Origin of the sequence: Streptococcus infantis (genome assembly GCF_047460405.1) — a bacterium.
GTDB classification, from domain to species: Bacteria; Bacillota; Bacilli; order Lactobacillales; family Streptococcaceae; genus Streptococcus; species Streptococcus infantis_Q.
Window position 1 is genome coordinate 32046 of the sequence record NZ_JASHGH010000016.1, and the last position, 18782, is coordinate 50827.

At 41.0% G+C, this 18782-nt stretch carries 18 protein-coding genes and 1 pseudogene; 16 read left to right on the forward strand and 3 right to left on the reverse strand.

What is annotated here, in order from left to right; genetic code table 11:
* Positions 1-217: 217 nt before the first annotated feature.
* The 15 genes from QM928_RS07975 (at position 218) to QM928_RS08045 (ending at position 13613) form a co-directional block, all read left to right on the forward strand.
* Positions 218-349: a teichoic acid D-Ala incorporation-associated protein DltX gene (locus QM928_RS07975; RefSeq protein WP_000358457.1), complete on the forward strand. Its 132-nt coding sequence runs from the start codon at positions 218-220 to the stop codon at positions 347-349.
* A 20-nt stretch (positions 350-369) separates the two neighbouring features.
* Positions 370-1920, forward strand: coding sequence for a D-alanine--poly(phosphoribitol) ligase subunit DltA (gene dltA, locus QM928_RS07980; protein WP_414294957.1), 1551 nt, complete (start codon positions 370-372; stop codon positions 1918-1920).
* Complete coding sequence (dltB, locus tag QM928_RS07985) at positions 1917-3161, forward strand: D-alanyl-lipoteichoic acid biosynthesis protein DltB (RefSeq protein WP_261048694.1); 1245 nt, start codon at positions 1917-1919, stop codon at positions 3159-3161. The genes dltA and dltB overlap by 4 nt, the downstream gene beginning before the upstream one ends.
* A 13-nt stretch (positions 3162-3174) precedes the next feature.
* Complete coding sequence (dltC, locus tag QM928_RS07990; RefSeq protein ID WP_414294956.1) at positions 3175-3414, forward strand: D-alanine--poly(phosphoribitol) ligase subunit DltC; 240 nt, start codon at positions 3175-3177, stop codon at positions 3412-3414.
* Positions 3407-4675 (forward strand): D-alanyl-lipoteichoic acid biosynthesis protein DltD, encoded by a 1269-nt coding sequence (gene dltD, locus QM928_RS07995; RefSeq protein ID WP_414294955.1) that lies wholly within the window; start codon positions 3407-3409, stop codon positions 4673-4675. The genes dltC and dltD overlap by 8 nt, the downstream gene beginning before the upstream one ends.
* 139 nt (positions 4676-4814) lie before the next feature.
* On the forward strand, positions 4815-6848 hold the full coding sequence (gene nt5e, locus QM928_RS08000) for a cell surface ecto-5'-nucleotidase Nt5e (protein ID WP_414294954.1): 2034 nt from the start codon (positions 4815-4817) through the stop codon (positions 6846-6848).
* Positions 6849-7008: 160 nt separating this feature from the next.
* On the forward strand, positions 7009-7449 hold the full coding sequence (adcR, locus tag QM928_RS08005) for a zinc-dependent transcriptional regulator AdcR (RefSeq protein ID WP_414294953.1): 441 nt from the start codon (positions 7009-7011) through the stop codon (positions 7447-7449).
* Positions 7449-8153 (forward strand): metal ABC transporter ATP-binding protein, encoded by a 705-nt coding sequence (locus tag QM928_RS08010; protein WP_049548546.1) that lies wholly within the window; start codon positions 7449-7451, stop codon positions 8151-8153. The genes adcR and QM928_RS08010 overlap by 1 nt, the downstream gene beginning before the upstream one ends.
* Entirely contained in the window at positions 8146-8952 is an 807-nt protein-coding gene (locus QM928_RS08015; protein WP_075230350.1) for a metal ABC transporter permease, read from the forward strand. Before QM928_RS08010 ends, QM928_RS08015 begins: the two co-directional genes overlap by 8 nt.
* A gap of 9 nt (positions 8953-8961) precedes the next feature.
* A complete protein-coding gene (locus QM928_RS08020) occupies positions 8962-10464 on the forward strand; it encodes a zinc ABC transporter substrate-binding protein AdcA (RefSeq protein WP_075230351.1) in 1503 nt (500 codons plus the stop codon).
* A gap of 130 nt (positions 10465-10594) precedes the next feature.
* Positions 10595-11449 carry a VOC family protein gene (locus QM928_RS08025; protein WP_414294952.1) on the forward strand — a complete coding sequence of 285 codons (855 nt, stop codon included), beginning with the start codon at positions 10595-10597 and terminating at the stop codon, positions 11447-11449.
* Positions 11450-11535: 86 nt separating this feature from the next.
* Positions 11536-11793 carry a metal-sensitive transcriptional regulator gene (locus QM928_RS08030; protein ID WP_414294951.1) on the forward strand — a complete coding sequence of 86 codons (258 nt, stop codon included), beginning with the start codon at positions 11536-11538 and terminating at the stop codon, positions 11791-11793.
* A 405-nt stretch (positions 11794-12198) separates the two neighbouring features.
* Positions 12199-12702 (forward strand): DUF6630 family protein, encoded by a 504-nt coding sequence (locus QM928_RS08035; protein ID WP_414294950.1) that lies wholly within the window; start codon positions 12199-12201, stop codon positions 12700-12702.
* A gap of 30 nt (positions 12703-12732) precedes the next feature.
* Positions 12733-13038: a hypothetical protein gene (locus tag QM928_RS08040; protein WP_414294949.1), complete on the forward strand. Its 306-nt coding sequence runs from the start codon at positions 12733-12735 to the stop codon at positions 13036-13038.
* Positions 13039-13124: 86 nt separating this feature from the next.
* Positions 13125-13613 carry a prolyl-tRNA synthetase associated domain-containing protein gene (locus QM928_RS08045; protein ID WP_414294948.1) on the forward strand — a complete coding sequence of 163 codons (489 nt, stop codon included), beginning with the start codon at positions 13125-13127 and terminating at the stop codon, positions 13611-13613.
* Positions 13614-13854: 241 nt separating this feature from the next.
* Here the strand turns inward: QM928_RS08045 and QM928_RS08050 are convergent, their stop codons facing one another.
* The 3 genes and pseudogenes from QM928_RS08050 to QM928_RS08060 all read right to left on the reverse strand — a co-directional run bounded on the left by QM928_RS08050 (position 13855) and on the right by QM928_RS08060 (position 14600).
* Positions 13855-14160 carry a rhodanese-like domain-containing protein gene (locus QM928_RS08050; protein ID WP_414294947.1) on the reverse strand — a complete coding sequence of 102 codons (306 nt, stop codon included), beginning with the start codon at positions 14158-14160 and terminating at the stop codon, positions 13855-13857.
* A pseudogene (locus QM928_RS08055) lies at positions 14150-14322 on the reverse strand (CoA-disulfide reductase); the annotation flags it as partial. The gene QM928_RS08050 and the pseudogene QM928_RS08055, both read right to left, overlap by 11 nt.
* Entirely contained in the window at positions 14304-14600 is a 297-nt protein-coding gene (locus QM928_RS08060) for a rhodanese-like domain-containing protein (RefSeq protein WP_414294946.1), read from the reverse strand. The pseudogene QM928_RS08055 and the gene QM928_RS08060, both read right to left, overlap by 19 nt.
* 566 nt (positions 14601-15166) lie before the next feature.
* On the opposite strand from QM928_RS08060, the gene QM928_RS08065 reads away from it, so the two are divergent.
* On the forward strand, positions 15167-18778 hold the full coding sequence (locus QM928_RS08065) for a DNA-directed RNA polymerase subunit beta (protein ID WP_414294945.1): 3612 nt from the start codon (positions 15167-15169) through the stop codon (positions 18776-18778).
* Positions 18779-18782: the final 4 nt, after the last annotated feature.

The window sequence follows — 18782 nt, forward strand, 5'->3', positions numbered from 1 at the left end:
ATTTGTAACAAAGTTTGAGATTGGCTTCTCAAACTTTGTTGTTTTTTGAGGGCAAAACATTAATATTTTAACTTGTCTTAAAATAACCTAAAACGAACTTTTAAGTTATGGTAAACAGTTGAAAATAGAGGGAATAAAGTGGTAAAATGGGAACAAGAAAAAATAGTAATTGTATATTTGCATAAAATTATTGAAAATTTACAAAAAGAAGTTAATTATGGATAAAAAGAAACCAATTTATGTTTTTTTAGGGCAAACGGTCCTGTATTTTATTGTTCTACTTGGTTTGCTTTACTTTTTTAGTTACCTAGGACAAAGTCAGGGAAGCTTTATTTACAATGAATTTTAGTTTAAAGGAGAAAAATCATCGTGTCTAATAAGCCGATAAAAGATATGATTGAAGCGATTGAATATTTCGCCCAAACTCAACCTACCTTTCCAGTCTATAATGTTCTTGGTGAGGAACGTACCTATGGTGATTTAAAGGCTGATTCAGATAGTTTGGCTGCAACCATTGATCAGCTAGGATTACCTGAAAAATCTCCAGTAGTCGTTTTTGGTGGTCAAGAGTATGAAATGTTGGCAACCTTTGTAGCCTTGACTAAGTCAGGACATGCCTATATTCCCATTGACAGTCATTCAGCCTTGGAGCGAGTTTCGGCTATTTTAGAAGTAGCGGAGCCAAGTTTGATTATTGCCATCTCAGACTTTCCATTGGAGCAGGTTTCTACACCGATGATGACTCTAGCTCAGGTTCAAGAAGCCTTTGCTCAAGGGTCTAGTTATGAGATCACGCATCCAGTCAAGGGAGATGATAACTACTACATTATCTTTACTTCTGGTACAACTGGTAAGCCTAAAGGAGTGCAGATTTCACATGATAACCTCCTCAGCTTTACCAACTGGATGATTACGGATAAGGAATTTGCGACGCCAAGTCGTCCGCAAATGCTGGCTCAGCCACCTTATTCTTTTGACCTGTCTGTCATGTACTGGGCACCGACCTTGGCACTGGGTGGTACGCTTTTCGCTCTTCCTTCAGCCATTACTCAGGATTTTAAGCAACTCTTTGCGACCATCTTTTCATTGCCAATCGCTATCTGGACATCAACGCCTTCTTTTGCGGATATGGCCATGTTATCAGAAGACTTCAACAGCGAGAAAATGCCAGGTATCACGCATTTTTACTTTGATGGCGAAGAATTGACGGTCAAAACGGCTCAAAAACTACGTGAGCGTTTCCCCAATGCCCATATTATCAATGCCTACGGTCCAACAGAAGCGACAGTAGCCCTGTCAGCTGTTGCTGTGACAGACGAGATGTTGGCAACTCTCAAACGCCTACCAATCGGCTATACCAAGGCTGATTCTCCAACCTTTATCATTGACGAGGAAGGCAATAAATTGCCAAATGGCGAACAGGGAGAAATCATTGTTTCTGGACCAGCCGTTTCAAAAGGTTATATGAACAATCCTGAAAAAACGGCAGAAGCCTTCTTTGAGTTTGAAGGTCTACCAGCCTACCATACAGGAGATGTGGGAACTATGACAGATGAAGGCTTACTTCTCTACGGCGGACGCATGGACTTCCAGATTAAGTTCAACGGTTACCGCATTGAGTTAGAAGATGTCTCTCAAAACCTCAATAAGTCTCGCTTTATCGAGTCTGCTGTAGCTGTGCCACGTTATAATAAAGACCACAAGGTGCAAAATCTATTGGCTTATGTCATCTTGAAAGACGGTGTTCGTGAGCAGTTTGAGCGAGATATTGATATTACCAAGGCTATCAAGGAAGATTTAACAGATATCATGATGTCCTACATGATGCCGTCTAAATTCCTTTATCGAGACAGTTTGCCACTGACTCCAAATGGAAAAATTGACATCAAAGGATTGATTAACGAGGTGAATAAGAGATGATGGAGTTCTTTCAACAGCTTCCTCATTTAGAGCCATATGGGAATCCTCAGTATTTTGTTTATGTGATTGCTGCAACCTTGCCCATCTTTATCGGTCTCTTTTTCAAGAAACGCTTTGCCTGGTATGAAGTGCTGGTTAGCCTCTTCTTTATCGTCACTATGTTGGTAGGTGGGAAGACTAATCAATTGGCTGCCTTGGGTATTTATCTGTGCTGGGAAATATTGCTCTTACTTTTCTACAAGCACTATCGAAAAAGTAAGGATGGCAAGTGGGTCTTCTACTTAGTCAGTTTTCTGTCCCTATTTCCGATTATCTTTGTCAAGGTGCAACCAGCTATCAATGGAACGCAGTCTTTGCTTGGGTTCTTGGGAATTTCTTACCTGACGTTTCGTTCGGTTGGGATTATCATCGAGCTGAGAGATGGAGTGATTAAGGATTTCACCCTCTGGGAATTCCTCCGCTTTCTTCTCTTTATGCCGACTTTTTCAAGTGGCCCAATCGACCGCTTTAAACGGTTTAATGAAAATTATCAGACCATTCCTGAGCGGGATGAGTTGATGGATATGCTGGATGAATCTGTTCGTTATATCATGTGGGGCTTTTTGTATAAGTTTATCCTAGCTCATGTTTTAGGAGAGACCTTACTCCCTCCTCTGAAGAATCTAGCCCTGCAGACAGGTGGCTTTTTTAACCACTATGCCTTGGCAGTTATGTATACCTTTGGTCTAGAACTTTTCTTTGACTTTGCAGGCTACTCTATGTTTGCCTTAGCCATTTCAAATTTGATGGGAATCCGTAGCCCTATCAACTTTAACAAGCCTTTTTTATCTAGGGATTTAAAAGAGTTTTGGAATCGCTGGCACATGAGTCTGTCTTTCTGGTTCCGTGACTTTGTCTTTATGCGAATGGTCATGGTGTTGACCAGAAAGAAGGTCTTTAAGAATCGCAATGTAACCTCAAGTGTGGCCTATATTGTAAATATGCTGATTATGGGATTTTGGCATGGAGTGACCTGGTACTATATCGCCTATGGCCTCTTTCATGGATTAGGCTTGGTTATTAATGATGTTTGGATTCGTAAGAAAAAAACGCTCAATAAGGAACGGAAAAAAGCAGGGAAAGCTGCTCTACCTGAGAATCGCTGGATTCAGTTGCTTGGCATGGTTATCACCTTCCATGTCGTCATGCTGTCATTCTTAATCTTTTCTGGATTTTTGAATGATTTATGGTTTAAAAAATAAAAGGAAATAAAATATGGATATCAAATCAGAAGTTATTGAAATTATTGATGAGTTGTTTATGGAAGATGTTTCTGACATGATGGATGAAGATCTTTTTGATGCAGGTGTCTTGGATAGTATGGGAACGGTTGAGTTGATTGTGGAGATTGAAAACCGTTTTGATATTCGTGTCCCTGTTACAGAATTTGGTCGTGATGACTGGAATACAGCTAGTAAAATCGTAGCAGGGATTACGGAGTTAAAGAATGCTTAAACGCTTGTGGCTGATTTTCGGGCCTGTCTTTGTAGCGGGCTTGCTGGTGTGCCTTCTTATCTGTTTCTATCCAAGTAGTCCAAGTCATAATCTTATGGAGGAAAAATACTCTGCCGCTTCGATAAGTGCAGAAAGCTTTAAGGAAAGAAGTCAAAAAGTAAGAGCTCTTACGGATCCTGATATGCGTTTTATACCCTTTTTGGGTTCGAGTGAATGGATTCGTTTTGATAGCATGCATCCAGGAGTATTAGCTGAAAAGTATAATCGCTCCTATCGTCCTTATTTTATGGGGCAGGCAGGAGCAGCTTCTCTTAGTCAGTACTTTGGACTACAACAAATCACATCTGAGCTTGAAAACAAACAAGCGGTATTTGTAATCTCTCCACAATGGTTTACAAAAGAGGAGCACGATGCGCCTACTTTTCAAAGCTTTTTTAATAATGACCAGTTGACGGCCTTTTTGGAAAATCAATCCGGAGATCTGGCTGCTCAATATGCGGCTACTAGACTCTTGAAGAAAAATCCAAGAGTACCGATGAAGGGGATTGTTGAGAAGCTGGCCAAGAATGAACAATTGTCAGACTTTGATCAAACGATGGTTAATCTCTCTGCCGAGTTCAATGAAAGACAAGCTGCTCTTTTTGGTCAATTCTCCATTCATGGTCGATTAAAGTACAAAGATCATGTTGAGAAATATTTGAGCAGTCTCCCAGAACAATTTTCTTATGAAGAATTGGAAAATATTGCACGTAAAGATGCAGAAGAAAATACGACCAATAATGATTTGGGAATGGAAAATCATTTTTATACCACTCAACTAAAGAAGGACTTAAAAAATTTAGAAGGCTATCAAAAGAATTATAACTTTCTCCAATCAACTGAGTACAATGATTTGCAGCTAGTGCTCGATCAATTTGCCAAGTCTAAGGTTAATGTGCTCTTTGTCTTTCAACCTGTCAATCAAAAATGGATGAACTATACAGGTTTGAGCGAAGAAATGTATCAACACTCTATTGAAAAAATTCGTTACCAGTTGGAAAGTCAGGGTTTCACTAATATCGCTGACTTTTCAAAAAATGGTGGAGATCCCTACTTTGTTAAGGATACGATTCATATTGGTTGGTTAGGCTGGTTAGCATTTGATAAGGTGGTAAATCCCTTTTTGAGCAATCCGATAACAGCACCTAATTACCAAATGAATGACCGTTTCTTTAGCCAGGATTGGGCAAATTACGATGGGAATATTAAAGATTTTCAATAATATAGAAAAGGAGTTTGAACTTTTTGTTCAGACTTTTTTTATGAAATGTCGGATAGCTTATCCTAAATAAGGCTAAAAGTTTTAAAATGATGCTAAATAGCGTATAATGATAAAAGAAAGAAGAGAAAGGGATTTCAATATGAATAAACGTTTTTTGTTGCCTGTCCTATCGACAGCCCTATTAGCTCCAGCCTTTTTAGCTGGACAAGTCTATGCTGAAGAAAGTACTAGTACTTCAGAAGCTCCAGAAGTTGTGAGTACTGCAGAAGCACCAGTAGTAGCAGCGGCTCCTGAGGTTGTTACAAGTCCGGCAACACCAGCTGAAGAGGCTGCAACTCAAAAAGAAGAAAAAGATACTGTTATCTTGCACACCAATGACGTGCATGGTCGTATCGTAGAAGAAAAAGGAGTAATCGGAGATGCCAAGCTCGCGACAGTTATTGAGAAGGAGCGAGAAAAGGGCAGCCAAACGACTCTAGTAGTAGATGCAGGGGATGCCTTCCAGGGTCTGCCGATTTCAAACTCTACAAAGGGTGAAGCTCGTGCCAAAATCCTAAATGAGATGGGCTACGATGCTATGGCTGTAGGAAATCATGAGTTTGACTTTGGACTTGACGAAGCTAAAAAATACAAAGAAATCTTGAACTTCCCACTGCTTAGCTCAAATACTTATGTAAACGGAGCTCGTCTATTTGAAGCAGCAACAATTGTTGATAAGAACAAGAATGTTGAAGGTGATGAGTTTGTCGTCATCGGTGTGACAACACCTGAAACAGCTACTAAGACCCACCCTAAAAATGTTAAAGGCGTAACCTTTACAGAACCGATTGCAGAGGTTAACAAGGTTATCGAAGAAATTCAAGCTAAAGCCTTGGCAGAAGGCAAAGACTACAAACACTATGTTGTTCTCGCTCACTTGGGAGTTGATACAACAACACCTGTAGAATGGCGTGGTTCAACACTTGCAGAAGCACTTTCAAAAAATCCTTTGTTGAAAGGTAAGCGTGTTACAGTGATTGATGGTCACTCTCATACAGTAGAATCTACTACCTATGGTGACAATGTGACTTACAACCAGACAGGAAGCTATCTCCATAACGTTGGTAAAATCACTTACAACTCTCGTCAATTATTAGGAAATCCAAGCCAGGTACCTGCTGCAGATGCTAAGAAATTAGAAGCCAATCCAAAGATTGCAGCCATGGTCAAAGAAATCAAAGAAAAATATGATGCTGAAAATGCTGTAGAAGTTGTTTCAAATAGCCCAGTTGAATTGAACGGTGACCGTGAAAATGTCCGTGTCCGCGAAACCAACCTTGGAAATGTCGTCGCAGATTCTCTCTACCAGTACGGTCAAACAGGATTTAGTCATCCAACAGATATTGCTGTGACAAATGGTGGAGGCTTGCGTGAAACAATTGCCAAGGATAAACCAATTACAAAAGGAAATGTCATTGCAGTTTTACCATTTGGGAACACAATCTCACAAATCCAAGTAACTGGTCAGCAAGTTCTGGATATGTTTGAAAAATCACTCGGATCTATCTTGCAGGTTGATAAGGCAGGAAAAACTGTCTTGGATGAAAATGGTCAACCATTGCTAGAACCAAGTGGTGGATTCTTACAGATTTCAGGAGCCAAGGTCTACTACGATACAAACCTAGTCGCAGGTAAACGCGTCCTGGCTATTCAAGTGAAGAATCGTGCAACTGGTCTTTATGAAAAACTAGATTTGGCGAAAGTCTACTACCTAGCAACCAATGACTTCCTTGCAGCAGGTGGTGACGGTTATACCATGCTTGGTGGTGCTAGAGAAGAAGGTCCTTCAATGGATGCTGCTTTTGAAGACTATCTAAAAACAGCTGATTTGACTCAGTATGAAAAGGTAAATCCAAATTCACGCACGATTTCTGTGGACTCAAAAACATTTAAACTTCCTGAAGAAGGTAAAGAGCAAGATCCAGCTAAACCAGTAGAAGACCAAGCAACAAAACCGACTCAACCTTCTACTGTAAAAGTTGATTATAAGGTTGCAGATAAGTTTGCTAAGAAAACAGTAGTCTCAGAGAAACTACTTCCAAATACAGGTAGTGAGCAATCTATTTTCATGATGCTACTTGGTATGATTCTTGGAGCGACAGCCCTCTGGACTAGCCGTAAACAAGAAAAATAATTCTAAAGGATGAAAACATCTCAGGTGTTTTCATCTTTTTTCTTGACTCCTTGCTTGGATGTGATATACTTAACTAGTAAAGGAATGGTTTGAATTTGATTTTTGAAGAGTATGAAAACCTTGTATTTATAGAAATTCCGTTCTGAGAAAGGAGCAAATCATGAGACAGTTGGCAAAAGATATCGATCGTTTTTTAAATGAGATTATTCTCAAGGCGGAAAACCAACATGAAATTCTCATTGGTCATTGCACCAGTAATGTGGCCTTGACGAATACCCAGGAGCATATTCTCATGCTTTTATCAGAGGAGTCGCTCACCAACTCTGAGTTGGCGCGTCGTCTCAATGTTAGTCAAGCTGCCGTTACCAAGGCTATCAAATCCCTGGTTAAGGAGGGAATGTTAGAAACGTCTAAGGATCCCAAGGATGCGCGCGTTATCTTCTATCGATTGACAGACTTAGCACGACCAATTGCTGAGGAACACCAGCATCATCATGAACATACCCTCTCGACTTATGAGCAGGTTGCCACTCAGTTCACACCAAACGAACAAAAAATTATCCAGCGGTTTTTAACTGCTTTAGTAGGAGAAATCAAGTAATGAGATACATCACAGTAGAGGATTTGTCCTTCTATTATGACAAGGAACCTGTGCTTGAGCATATCAATTACAGTGTTGATAGTGGGGAGTTTGTCACACTGACAGGAGAAAATGGAGCAGCCAAGACGACTCTTATCAAGGCTAGTCTAGGTATTTTACAACCGAGAATTGGGAAAGTAACCATCTCAAAGACAAATATTCATGGGAAAAAATTAAGAATTGCCTATCTTCCTCAGCAAATTGCTAGTTTCAATGCAGGCTTTCCAAGTACTGTTTATGAATTTGTCAAATCAGGTCGCTACCCAAGAAAGGGCTGGTTCCGTCGTTTGAATGCCCATGATGAAGAACACATCAAGGCTAGTCTGAACTCGGTAGGCATGTGGGAACATCGGGATAAACGGATTGGTTCTCTCTCTGGTGGGCAAAAGCAAAGAGCGGTCATTGCACGTATGTTTGCTTCAGATCCAGATATCTTTATCTTGGATGAGCCAACGACAGGGATGGATGCTGGTACCAAAAATGAATTTTATGAGCTCATGCACCATAGTGCCCACCATCATGGCAAGGCTGTTTTGATGATTACTCACGATCCTGAAGAAGTCAAGGATTACGCAGATCGTAATATCCACCTTGTTCGTGACCAAGATTCGCCATGGCGTTGCTTCAACGTCCATGAAAGTGATCAGGAGGTGGACCATGCTTAATCTACTGTCTTATGATTTTATGCAGCGAGCCTTTTTGGCAGTTATTGCCATGAGTCTCTTTTCACCAGTTCTTGGAACTTTTCTAATCTTGCGCCGTCAAAGTCTCATGAGCGACACTCTCAGTCACGTCTCGCTTTCGGGTGTTGCCTTTGGCTTGGTTTTGGGGATTTCTCCGACCATCTCAACTATTGCTATTGTCTTGATTGCGGCGATCTTTCTTGAATACTTGCGTACGGTTTATAAGAGCTTTATGGAGATTGGGACAGCCATTCTCATGTCTACAGGACTTGCAGTTTCACTTATTGTTATGAGTAAGGGGAAGAGTTCTAGTTCGATGAGTCTGGATCAGTATCTTTTTGGATCTATCGTGACTATTAGTCAAGAGCAGGTCATTAGCCTCTTTGTTATTGCAGCGGTTGTTTTAATCCTGACTTTCCTCTTTTTAAGGCCTATGTATATTCTAACTTTTGACGAGGATACAGCTTTTGTCGATGGTCTTCCAGTGCGTACCATGTCTATTCTCTTTAACATGGTAACTGGTGTGGCTATTGCCCTCATGATACCAGCTGCGGGAGCACTTTTGGTATCGACTATCATGGTCTTACCAGCAAGTATTGCTTTGCGTCTAGGTAAAAACTTTAGTTCTGTGATGATTCTTGCCAGTGTTATTGGTTTTCTAGGCATGGTTGCGGGGCTCTATATTTCCTACTATGCAGAGACACCACCAAGTGCAAGTATTACCATTATCTTTGTAGTTGTCTTCTTGTTAGTCAGCTTACTCAAACGTTTTATCAAATAGGAGAAGTACATGAAAAAACTAGGCCTACTTTTGGCAAGTCTTGTGACAGTCTTCTTAGTTGCTTGTTCTAATCAAAAACAAGCAGACGGGAAATTAAATATCGTTACAACTTTCTATCCTGTCTACGAATTTACCAAGCAAGTCGCGGGAGATACCGCAAATGTAGAACTCCTAATCGGTGCTGGTACAGAACCCCACGACTATGAACCATCCGCTAAGGCAGTTGCCAAAATCCAAGACGCTGATGCCTTTGTTTATGAGAATGAAAATATGGAAACTTGGGTTCCTAAGTTATTAGAATCCCTAGATGCGAAAAAAGTAAAAACGATTAAAGCTACTGGAGATATGTTGCTTCTTCCGGGAAGTGAAGAAGAGGAAGACCATGACCATGGTGAAGAAGGTCATCATCACGAGTATGATCCTCACGTCTGGTTGTCTCCTGCGCGTGCAATCAAACTTGTAGAACATATCCGTGATAGTCTTTCAGCTGACTATCCAGATAAGAAGGCGACTTTTGAACAAAATGCAGTAGCCTATATCGAAAAACTACAAGCCTTGGACAAGGCCTATACTGAAGGACTTTCTGATGCTAAACAAAAGAGTTTTGTGACTCAACACGCTGCCTTCCGTTATCTAGCCTTGGATTACGGACTCAATCAAGTCTCTATCTCAGGTCTTTCACCAGATGCGGAGCCTTCAGCAAGTCGTTTGGCAGAATTAACCGAATATATCAAGAAGAATAAGATTTCTTATATCTACTTTGAAGAAAATGCCTCTCAAGCCCTAGCCAATACTCTCTCAAAAGAAACAGGAGTGAAGCTAGATGTTCTGAATCCTCTTGAAAGCTTGACCGAAGCGGACATGAAGGCTGGAGAAAACTATATCTCTGTCATGGAGAAAAATCTCAAAGCTCTCAAGCAAACAACTGACCAGGCAGGGGCAGAAATTGAACCAGAAAAAGCAGAGGAAACTAAAACCGTTCAAAATGGTTACTTTGAAGATGCCAATGTCAAGGATCGTACCTTGAGTGACTATGCTGGTAACTGGCAGTCAGTCTATCCTTTCCTTGAAAATGGTACTCTAGACCAAGTCTTTGACTACAAGGCTAAATTGACTGGTAAGATGACTAAGGATGAATACAAAGCCTACTATCAAAAAGGTTACCAAACAGATGTAACCAAGATTAACATCACGGATAACACTATGGAATTCATCCAAGGTGGCCAAAGTAAGAAATATACTTACAAGTATGTCGGCAAGAAAATCTTGACTTATAAGAAAGGGAATCGTGGAGTACGCTTCCTCTTTGAAGCGACTGATGCAGACGCTGGACAATTCAAGTATGTTCAGTTTAGCGACCACAATATCGCTCCGGTCAAGGCAGAGCATTTCCATATCTTCTTTGGAGGCACTAGCCAAGAAGCCCTCTTTGAAGAGATGGACAACTGGCCAACCTACTATCCAGATGGCTTATCAGGTCAAGAGATTGCTCAAGAAATGTTGGCTCATTAAATCCAAACAATCCTTCCTACATGGGGAGGATTTTTCTTATTTTTTCATCCCTAAGCATCTGGATTGACATTGACAGATAAGCTTGTATAATAGTTGTAATAGAGAAAGTTACAACAAAGAGGGGGTTTCTATGGTTTACGAATATAATAGTCAGATTTATTTGGCTGAAGTAGCTTTAAATGTCAAGGACTTAGAAAGTCAGACAGCATTTTATCATCAGTTGCTTGGGTTGGAGATTTTGAATCAATTGGAAAAAGAAGTTCTTTTAGGTGCCGGTGGGAAACCGCTAGTTCGGCTAATTAAGACAGATGACATTAGCAATCCTAAGCAAAGTTACGGTCTTTATCATATGGCACTTCTTTTGCCGACTCGTGAAGATTTGGCTAATGTTTTTAAATACTTGTTAGACTTAAAGATTCCATTAGTTGGTGGAGCTGATCATGGCTATAGTGAAGCCATCTATTTAGAAGATTTAGAGGGCAATGGCATTGAGCTCTATAGAGACAAGCCTGTGGCAGAATGGGAAATTCGTGAGGATGGGCGAATTATTGGTGTGACAGAAGAGCTATCTGCCCAAGCTATCTATGAACTAGGACGAGACATAGAGCATTTTGTGATCGCAGAAGGCACTCGCATGGGCCATGTTCACCTATCTGTTAAAAATAGTCGAGAGTCGAGTTCTTTTTATCAAGAGTCTCTAGGTCTTGAGGATAAATTCACGATTCCACATGCTAGTTGGATAGCATCAGGGGATTATCATCATCATTTGGCTGTCAATGAATGGGGTGGTAAAAACTTAGCTCCTCGTGAGCATGGATTGACAGGCCTAGCCTACTATGTGGTTGAAGTTGAGAATAAAGAAGAAATGTTGAGGCTATTCGCTCAATCTCAAAGTAGCGAAGCGGTAACTCAGTGGTTTTCGTCTTCAGAATTCAGCATGACTGATAAAGACGGCATTGTTACTCGAGTGAGGGTGGAGGGCTAAAAGGTTTTAGCTTTAGGGAAAGAGATACTTTTGACAAGGGTTTTCATTAGAGATATAATGAGGAAAAATTATTCAAGGAAAAAGAGATGACAAAATCAAAGTATATTACTCGCCTTAAACGTTCTGAAGGTCAATTGCGGGGGATCCAAAAAATGATAGAGGAGGAGCGTGATTGTGTCGATATCCTTACTCAATTAACAGCAGTTCGATCCAGTGTTGATCGTGTGATTGAGTTAATCATTACGGAAAATTTAACGGCTTGTATAAATGACCCTCTAGAGGATCCCCAAGCACAGAAGGAACGTTTAGAAAAAGCTGTTCAATACTTGATTAAACGTAAGTAAACTGCTCCTTCTATGATATAATAGTAGTGAATACACAGATATAAGAAGTGGCTCTTTACAGAAGTCAATAAACTACTAGCATCATTGTTTCAAGCAACTTAGATGAAGTTGCTTGAGGAGATTCGATAGACTCATTTGAAAGGATCTTGGCAAATAGCAAATGATACGATTCTTATCTCAGATGAGCTAATCAAGTTTTAAGCTGGACCATTGGGACTGGATTTTGTGCAAATCTATCAGGGTCAAGGGGCAGATAGACTTTCTTGTGAAATTAGTGTTACAAATCCATACGATCATTTATGGAAAAACAGGCTTGGATGTGGAAGTATTGTTTTTCGTGATTCACAAGCCATCTTAGAGCAGAGCATACTGCCGGATTTTAAAAATTGGAGTGTTAGAACAGATATGAGAACAAGTGAAACCTACTTAGAAATCGCTCAACTATTAACCAGTAATCAGGAAATTTTAGAAAGTTTGAAAGTCTGTTTTGAGACACCGCAAACTTATTTCCAAGAGCATGCTGATCGATATGATGAACGTTGTATTGATGCAGAGGATGACGAGGCAAGGCTCCAATGGATTGGCCTAGCGGATGAGTTGCTAGAGAGTGGTAGTTTTGTGGAGTTAGACTGGAAGACGGAGAAGGAAGATTTTCTCTATGAGCTAGAATCTTTGGTTAAGAAATACAAGCTCCCTCTGCAGGAGGAGTGGATCAAAGAGGATGGTGATATTCCGCTGTGGGCGCAAACTCTGGATCAAGAGTGGGAGTCGCGAGGCTTCTGTCTAGCAGCTATGGACATTGATAGCGATAGCTATGTCCTCTTTCCGTGTCAAGTAAGAGCTTTGTCAAGCCTTATCACCCTTAGTCAAAAAGTAAATCAGCGCTTTGACTATGCTAAAAATATGTAATTGCTAGTAGATTAAAGGAGCGAGCCCAGGATGACTTTTGCTTTTAAAGATGCACCCGAAACAGCCTGTATCGTTTGCCAACATGTTTTGGATGGGAAAAATCCGATTACCTTTATCTCCCATGATAAAGAGGATGGGATGTGGCAATTTTTGTGTTCAGAAGATCATATCCTAGAGGACGTCCGTCTTATTTCCCTAGCTGAAGCATTTCAAATAGATGAGTCTATCAATCAAGTTGCGGATTTGCCTAGAGGCTTTGTGATGGAACGGACAGAGGCTAAAGGTAGATGGAAGGTATATTCGTCATTAGCCGTGAAATCATGGCTTAAGTCTTAAAAAGTCCTTTTGTTAAAAGTGTAAATGAAACCGATAATCCTTAAAATCCAGTTGTAGCTACAAACATGCACTTAGGAGGTAGCAAGATGGAATTGTACAGTAAAGTAGTGGCAAAGCTAGAAGAGTTAGCTATTCCCTTTGAAGTTGTGGAGCATGAGCCTGCCCTAACGACTGAGCAAGCAGATAGTTTTATCGAAGGAATCGAGGGTGTTCGCACCAAAACCATGTTTCTAACTAACAAAAAGAAAACAGCTTTTTATCTTGTCATTATGGATGATAAAAAACGTCTGGATATGGAGTTATTGAAGGATTTGATAGGGGCCAATAGGATTCGTATGGCTTCTTCTGAGAGTCTCTTTGAAAAAATGATGCTTCCAGCAGGAGTTGTTTCTCCCTTTGGTTTGCTTAACAATGCTGACAAAGATATTCAAGTTTATTTCGACAAAGAAATTATGTCGGAAAGACGAATGAGTTTTCATCCTAATACTAACGAGAAAACCCTCTTTTTAGATAGGACAGATTTACTGAAATTCTTAGAAGACATTGGTTATCAAGCTCATATCATTGAATTATAAAGCTCAAAAGAGGATGACTATCAAGTCTTCAAAATCAGAAAAACGCCTACTATCAAGTGTTGACAAAACTTGATAGTAGGCGTTTTATGATGAGGAAGTGTACTGAGTTTTCACTTCCATTTTATACTCAATGAAAATCAAAGAGCAAACTAGGAAGCGAGCCGCAGGCTGTACTTGAGTACGGCAAGACGAAGCTGACGTGGTTTGAAGAGATTTTTGAAGAGTATTAATCTCATCCAACCTATTGTGCTGATCCTACTTCGCCTGGCCAGTGGTTCATGCCACCTTCTACATTTGTGACCTTAAGTCCTTGGGCACTAAGGAAGGAGCAGGCAGATGCGGAGCGAGCTCCACCTTGGCAAATGATATAGTATTCTTGATCGTCTTTGAGTTCCTTGTAGTCTTGCTCCAAGCTACTTAGTGGCAGATTTCTTGCACTAGGTGCATGTCCTGCTTGGTATTCATGTACTTCACGTACGTCGATAAGATTGAGTTCTTGTTTCTGATACTTTTCATAAAAGTCAGCCATGCTGATACTAGTTTTCATATTTGACTCCTTCTGGGTTAGTCATTTTGTATAGGAAACGCCGTCAAGCTTTTGGACGGCAACGCTTGCTTACTTGAGGATTGGCTTAGCGATAAAGCTACCAAGACTACTGTGGCAGCTAACAATGTAGGTTTTGTTCCTGTCTAGTTCTTCCAAGTCTTCATGCCACCTCGAACATTGATGACATGGTAGCCTTTTTTCTGTAGTTTTTTCGCAGCCATCTTACTGCGAACACCAGACTGACAAATGAGATATAAGGTTTCTTTTGTCGCTGGTTCATAAGAACCGATTTCAGTCAGGGTAACATTCTTGGCGCTTTCGATATGGCCTCTGCCAAATTCCGTAGGCGTCCGAACATCCAGTAGCTGAATGGGTTCTTTGAGTTTGGTTTTTAACTCGCTAGTAGAAATACTGTCAATTTTTGTAAACAAATGAAACATAGGTACCTCCAAATATACCCTTATGGGGTATATTAAACCACTAAGTATAGTTTTTGTCAAGAAAGTTGAATTGACAAGCATTCTTTCTTATTTAGAAAAGTTTTTGTGCTTTTCCAGTATGTTAGATGATGCACTACAAACAAGGGAGAACCGTTTTTTCAGTTGGTCGTCAGGATGTATCATACAAGTGATTCTAATTATTCAAGAACGAACCAATGAAAACATTCTTTTCTGAAAACAAGCCCTATCAATATTTCAGGCAAAAAAATCGTTCAAATCCCTTGAAAAATCAAAGAAAATTAGGTATAATATGAATAATCATTTGTCGTAGGTTTTGTCTGAAATATTGTCCAGGCAAGGCTCACAGCAGTTAAATCTCCTGAAAAAGTCGGATTTAGCTGCTCTTTTTGTGCTTTTTTTCAGTTTTTTCGACCTTTGTAACAAAGATTTAAAGATTCTGAAAATTAGTCGAGGGGGATAAGTTGATAGGGTTTTTAGAACCATCTAACGATAATTACTAGCTTAGATCACTAAGCTTGGAACTTTATTTAAAAAGGAGAATCATCTTGGCAGGACATGACGTTCAATACGGGAAACATCGTACCCGTCGTAGTTTTTCAAGAATCAAAGAAGTTCTTGACTTACCAAATTTGATTGAAATTCAAACTGATTCATTCAAAGATTTCCTAGACCATGGTCTGAAGGAAGTGTTTGAAGATGTATTGCCAATTTCAAACTTCACAGACACAATGGAGTTGGAATTTGTTGGCTACGAAATCAAAGAACCTAAATATACGCTTGAAGAGGCTCGTATCCACGATGCTAGCTACTCAGCACCTATCTTTGTAACCTTCCGCTTGATTAACAAAGAAACTGGCGAAATCAAGACACAGGAAGTATTCTTTGGTGATTTCCCAATCATGACTGAGATGGGTACTTTCATCATCAACGGTGGTGAACGAATCATCGTATCACAGTTGGTGCGTTCTCCAGGTGTTTACTTTAATGACAAGGTAGACAAAAATGGTAAAGTGGGTTACGGTTCAACTGTTATTCCTAACCGTGGAGCTTGGTTGGAACTTGAAAGCGACTCAAAAGACATCGCCTACACTCGTATCGACCGTACTCGTAAGATTCCATTTACGACCTTGGTTCGTGCGCTTGGTTTCTCAGGCGATGATGAAATCTTTGATATCTTTGGTGACAGCGATCTTGTTCGTAACACTGTTGAAAAAGATATTCACAAGAACCCAATGGACTCTCGTACAGACGAAGCTTTGAAGGAAATCTACGAACGCCTTCGTCCAGGTGAGCCTAAGACTGCTGAAAGCTCACGTAGCTTGCTTGTAGCTCGTTTCTTCGACCCACGTCGTTATGACTTGGCTGCAGTTGGTCGCTACAAAATCAATAAAAAACTCAATGTTAAAACACGTTTGCTTAACCAAACAATTGCTGAACCATTGGTAGACCCTGAAACTGGTGAAATCTTGGTAGAAGCTGGAACAATCATGACTCGTAGCGTGATTGAGAGCATTGAAAGCCATTTGGATGGCGATTTGAACAAGATTGTCTACATTCCAAATGATGCTGCTGTAGTAACAGAGCCAGTTGTTCTTCAAAAATTCAAGGTTGTTGCACCAACTGATCCAGACCGTGTTGTAACTATCATCGGTAATGCAAATCCAGATGACAAGGTTCGTATCGTAACGCCTGCAGATATCTTGGCTGAGATGAGCTACTTCCTCAACTTAGCAGAAGGTATTGGTCGTGTGGATGATATCGACCACCTTGGAAATCGTCGTATTCGTGCTGTTGGTGAATTGCTTGCCAATCAAGTGCGTCTTGGACTTTCACGTATGGAACGTAACGTTCGTGAACGTATGTCTGTTCAAGATAACGAAGTACTAACACCACAACAAATTATCAATATCCGTCCAGTAACTGCAGCAATCAAAGAATTTTTTGGTTCTTCTCAATTGTCACAGTTCATGGACCAACACAACCCGCTTTCTGAGTTGTCACACAAACGTCGTTTGTCTGCCTTAGGACCTGGTGGTTTGACACGTGACCGCGCTGGATATGAAGTGCGTGACGTGCACTACACTCATTATGGTCGTATGTGTCCAATCGAGACACCTGAGGGACCAAACATCGGTTTGATCAACAACTTGTCTTCATACGGGCACCTCAACAAGTATGGTTTCATTCAAACACCATATCGCAAGGTTGATCGTGAAACTGGAAAAGTAACTAACGAAATCGTTTGGTTGACAGCCGATGAAGAAGATGAGTACACAGTAGCACAGGCTAACTCTAAATTGAACGCAGATGGCACTTTTGCTGAAAAAGTTGTCATGGGACGTCACCAAGGGGTTAACCAAGAATACCCAGCTTCAAGTGTTGATTACATGGACGTTTCTCCAAAACAGGTAGTTGCCGTTGCGACAGCATGTATTCCTTTCTTGGAAAACGATGACTCCAACCGTGCCCTCATGGGTGCCAACATGCAACGTCAGGCTGTACCATTGATTGATCCAAAAGCACCTTACGTTGGTACTGGTATGGAATATCAAGCAGCCCATGACTCTGGAGCGGCTGTAATTGCTCAGTATGATGGTAAAGTTACTTATGCCGATGCTGACAAGGTAGAAGTTCGTCGTGAAGATGGTTCATTGGATGTTTACCATATCCAAAAATTCCGTCGTTCAAACTCAGGTACTGCCTACAACCAACGTACGCTTGTTAAAGTTGGTGACGTTGTAGAAAAAGGCGACTTTATCGCAGATGGACCTTCTATGGAAAATGGAGAAATGGCGCTTGGACAAAACCCAATCGTTGCCTACATGACATGGGAAGGTTACAACTTCGAGGATGCCGTTATCATGAGCGAACGCTTGGTCAAAGACGATGTCTACACATCTGTCCACCTTGAAGAATACGAATCAGAAACTCGCGATACAAAGCTTGGGCCTGAAGAAATCACTCGTGAAATTCCAAACGTTGGTGAAGATGCCCTTAAAGACCTTGACGAAATGGGTATTATCCGTATCGGTGCTGAGGTTAAAGAAGGGGATATCCTTGTAGGTAAAGTAACACCTAAGGGTGAAAAAGATCTTTCAGCTGAAGAGCGTCTCTTGCACGCTATCTTCGGAGACAAATCTCGTGAAGTTCGTGACACTTCCCTTCGTGTACCACACGGTGCCGATGGAGTTGTTCGTGATGTTAAGATCTTCACACGTGCAAATGGAGATGAGTTGCAATCAGGTGTTAACATGCTGGTTCGTGTTTACATCGCTCAAAAACGTAAAATCAAGGTTGGAGATAAGATGGCCGGACGTCACGGAAACAAAGGGGTTGTATCTCGTATCGTTCCTGTAGAAGACATGCCTTACCTTCCAGACGGAACTCCAGTCGACATCATGTTGAACCCACTTGGGGTGCCATCACGTATGAATATCGGTCAGGTTATGGAGCTCCACCTTGGTATGGCAGCTCGCACCCTTGGTATTCACATCGCAACACCAGTCTTTGACGGAGCAAGTTCAGAAGATCTTTGGTCAACTGTTAAAGAAGCAGGTATGGATAGCGATGCCAAGACGATCCTTTACGATGGACGTACTGGTGAACCATTTGATAACCGTGTGTCAGTTGGAGTCATGTACATGATCAAACTCCACCACATGGTTGATGATAAATTGCACGCTCGTTCAGTCGGACCATACTCAACCGTTACCCAACAACCACTCGGAGGTAAAGCTCAGTTTGGTGGACAACGTTTCGGTGAGATGGAGGTTTGGGCGCTTGAAGCCTATGGTGCATCAAATGTCCTTCAAGAAATCTTGACTTACAAGTCTGACGATATCAACGGACGTCTGAAAGCTTATGAAGCCATTACAAAAGGAAAACCAATTCCAAAACCAGGTGTTCCAGAATCCTTCCGAGTTCTTGTAAAAGAATTGCAATCTCTTGGTCTTGACATGCGTGTCCTAGACGAAGATGACCAAGAAGTGGAACTTCGCGACTTGGATGAAGGAATGGACGAAGATGTCATCCACGTAGATGACCTTGAAAAAGCCCGCGAAAAAGCAGCCCAAGAGGCTAAAGCAGCCTTTGAAGCTGAAGAAGCTGAGAAAGCAACAAAAGCGGAAGCAACAGAAGAAGCTGCTGAACAAGAATAAGCAG

Bases quoted from the DNA above. Each gene is read 5' to 3' on its own strand.
- QM928_RS07975 (WP_000358457.1), top strand. From the start codon at position 218: ATGGATAAAAAGAAACCAATTTATGTTTTTTTAGGGCAAACGGTCCTG.
- dltB (WP_261048694.1), top strand. From the start codon at position 1,917: ATGATGGAGTTCTTTCAACAGCTTCCTCATTTAGAGCCATATGGGAAT.
- dltC (WP_414294956.1), top strand. From the start codon at position 3,175: ATGGATATCAAATCAGAAGTTATTGAAATTATTGATGAGTTGTTTATG.
- dltD (WP_414294955.1), top strand. From the start codon at position 3,407: ATGCTTAAACGCTTGTGGCTGATTTTCGGGCCTGTCTTTGTAGCGGGC.
- nt5e (WP_414294954.1), top strand. From the start codon at position 4,815: ATGAATAAACGTTTTTTGTTGCCTGTCCTATCGACAGCCCTATTAGCT.
- adcR (WP_414294953.1), top strand. From the start codon at position 7,009: ATGAGACAGTTGGCAAAAGATATCGATCGTTTTTTAAATGAGATTATT.
- QM928_RS08010 (WP_049548546.1), top strand. From the start codon at position 7,449: ATGAGATACATCACAGTAGAGGATTTGTCCTTCTATTATGACAAGGAA.
- QM928_RS08015 (WP_075230350.1), top strand. From the start codon at position 8,146: ATGCTTAATCTACTGTCTTATGATTTTATGCAGCGAGCCTTTTTGGCA.
- QM928_RS08020 (WP_075230351.1), top strand. From the start codon at position 8,962: ATGAAAAAACTAGGCCTACTTTTGGCAAGTCTTGTGACAGTCTTCTTA.
- QM928_RS08025 (WP_414294952.1), top strand. From the start codon at position 10,595: ATGGTTTACGAATATAATAGTCAGATTTATTTGGCTGAAGTAGCTTTA.
- QM928_RS08030 (WP_414294951.1), top strand. From the start codon at position 11,536: ATGACAAAATCAAAGTATATTACTCGCCTTAAACGTTCTGAAGGTCAA.
- QM928_RS08035 (WP_414294950.1), top strand. From the start codon at position 12,199: ATGAGAACAAGTGAAACCTACTTAGAAATCGCTCAACTATTAACCAGT.
- QM928_RS08040 (WP_414294949.1), top strand. From the start codon at position 12,733: ATGACTTTTGCTTTTAAAGATGCACCCGAAACAGCCTGTATCGTTTGC.
- QM928_RS08045 (WP_414294948.1), top strand. From the start codon at position 13,125: ATGGAATTGTACAGTAAAGTAGTGGCAAAGCTAGAAGAGTTAGCTATT.
- QM928_RS08050 (WP_414294947.1), bottom strand. From the start codon at position 14,160: ATGAAAACTAGTATCAGCATGGCTGACTTTTATGAAAAGTATCAGAAA.
- QM928_RS08060 (WP_414294946.1), bottom strand. From the start codon at position 14,600: ATGTTTCATTTGTTTACAAAAATTGACAGTATTTCTACTAGCGAGTTA.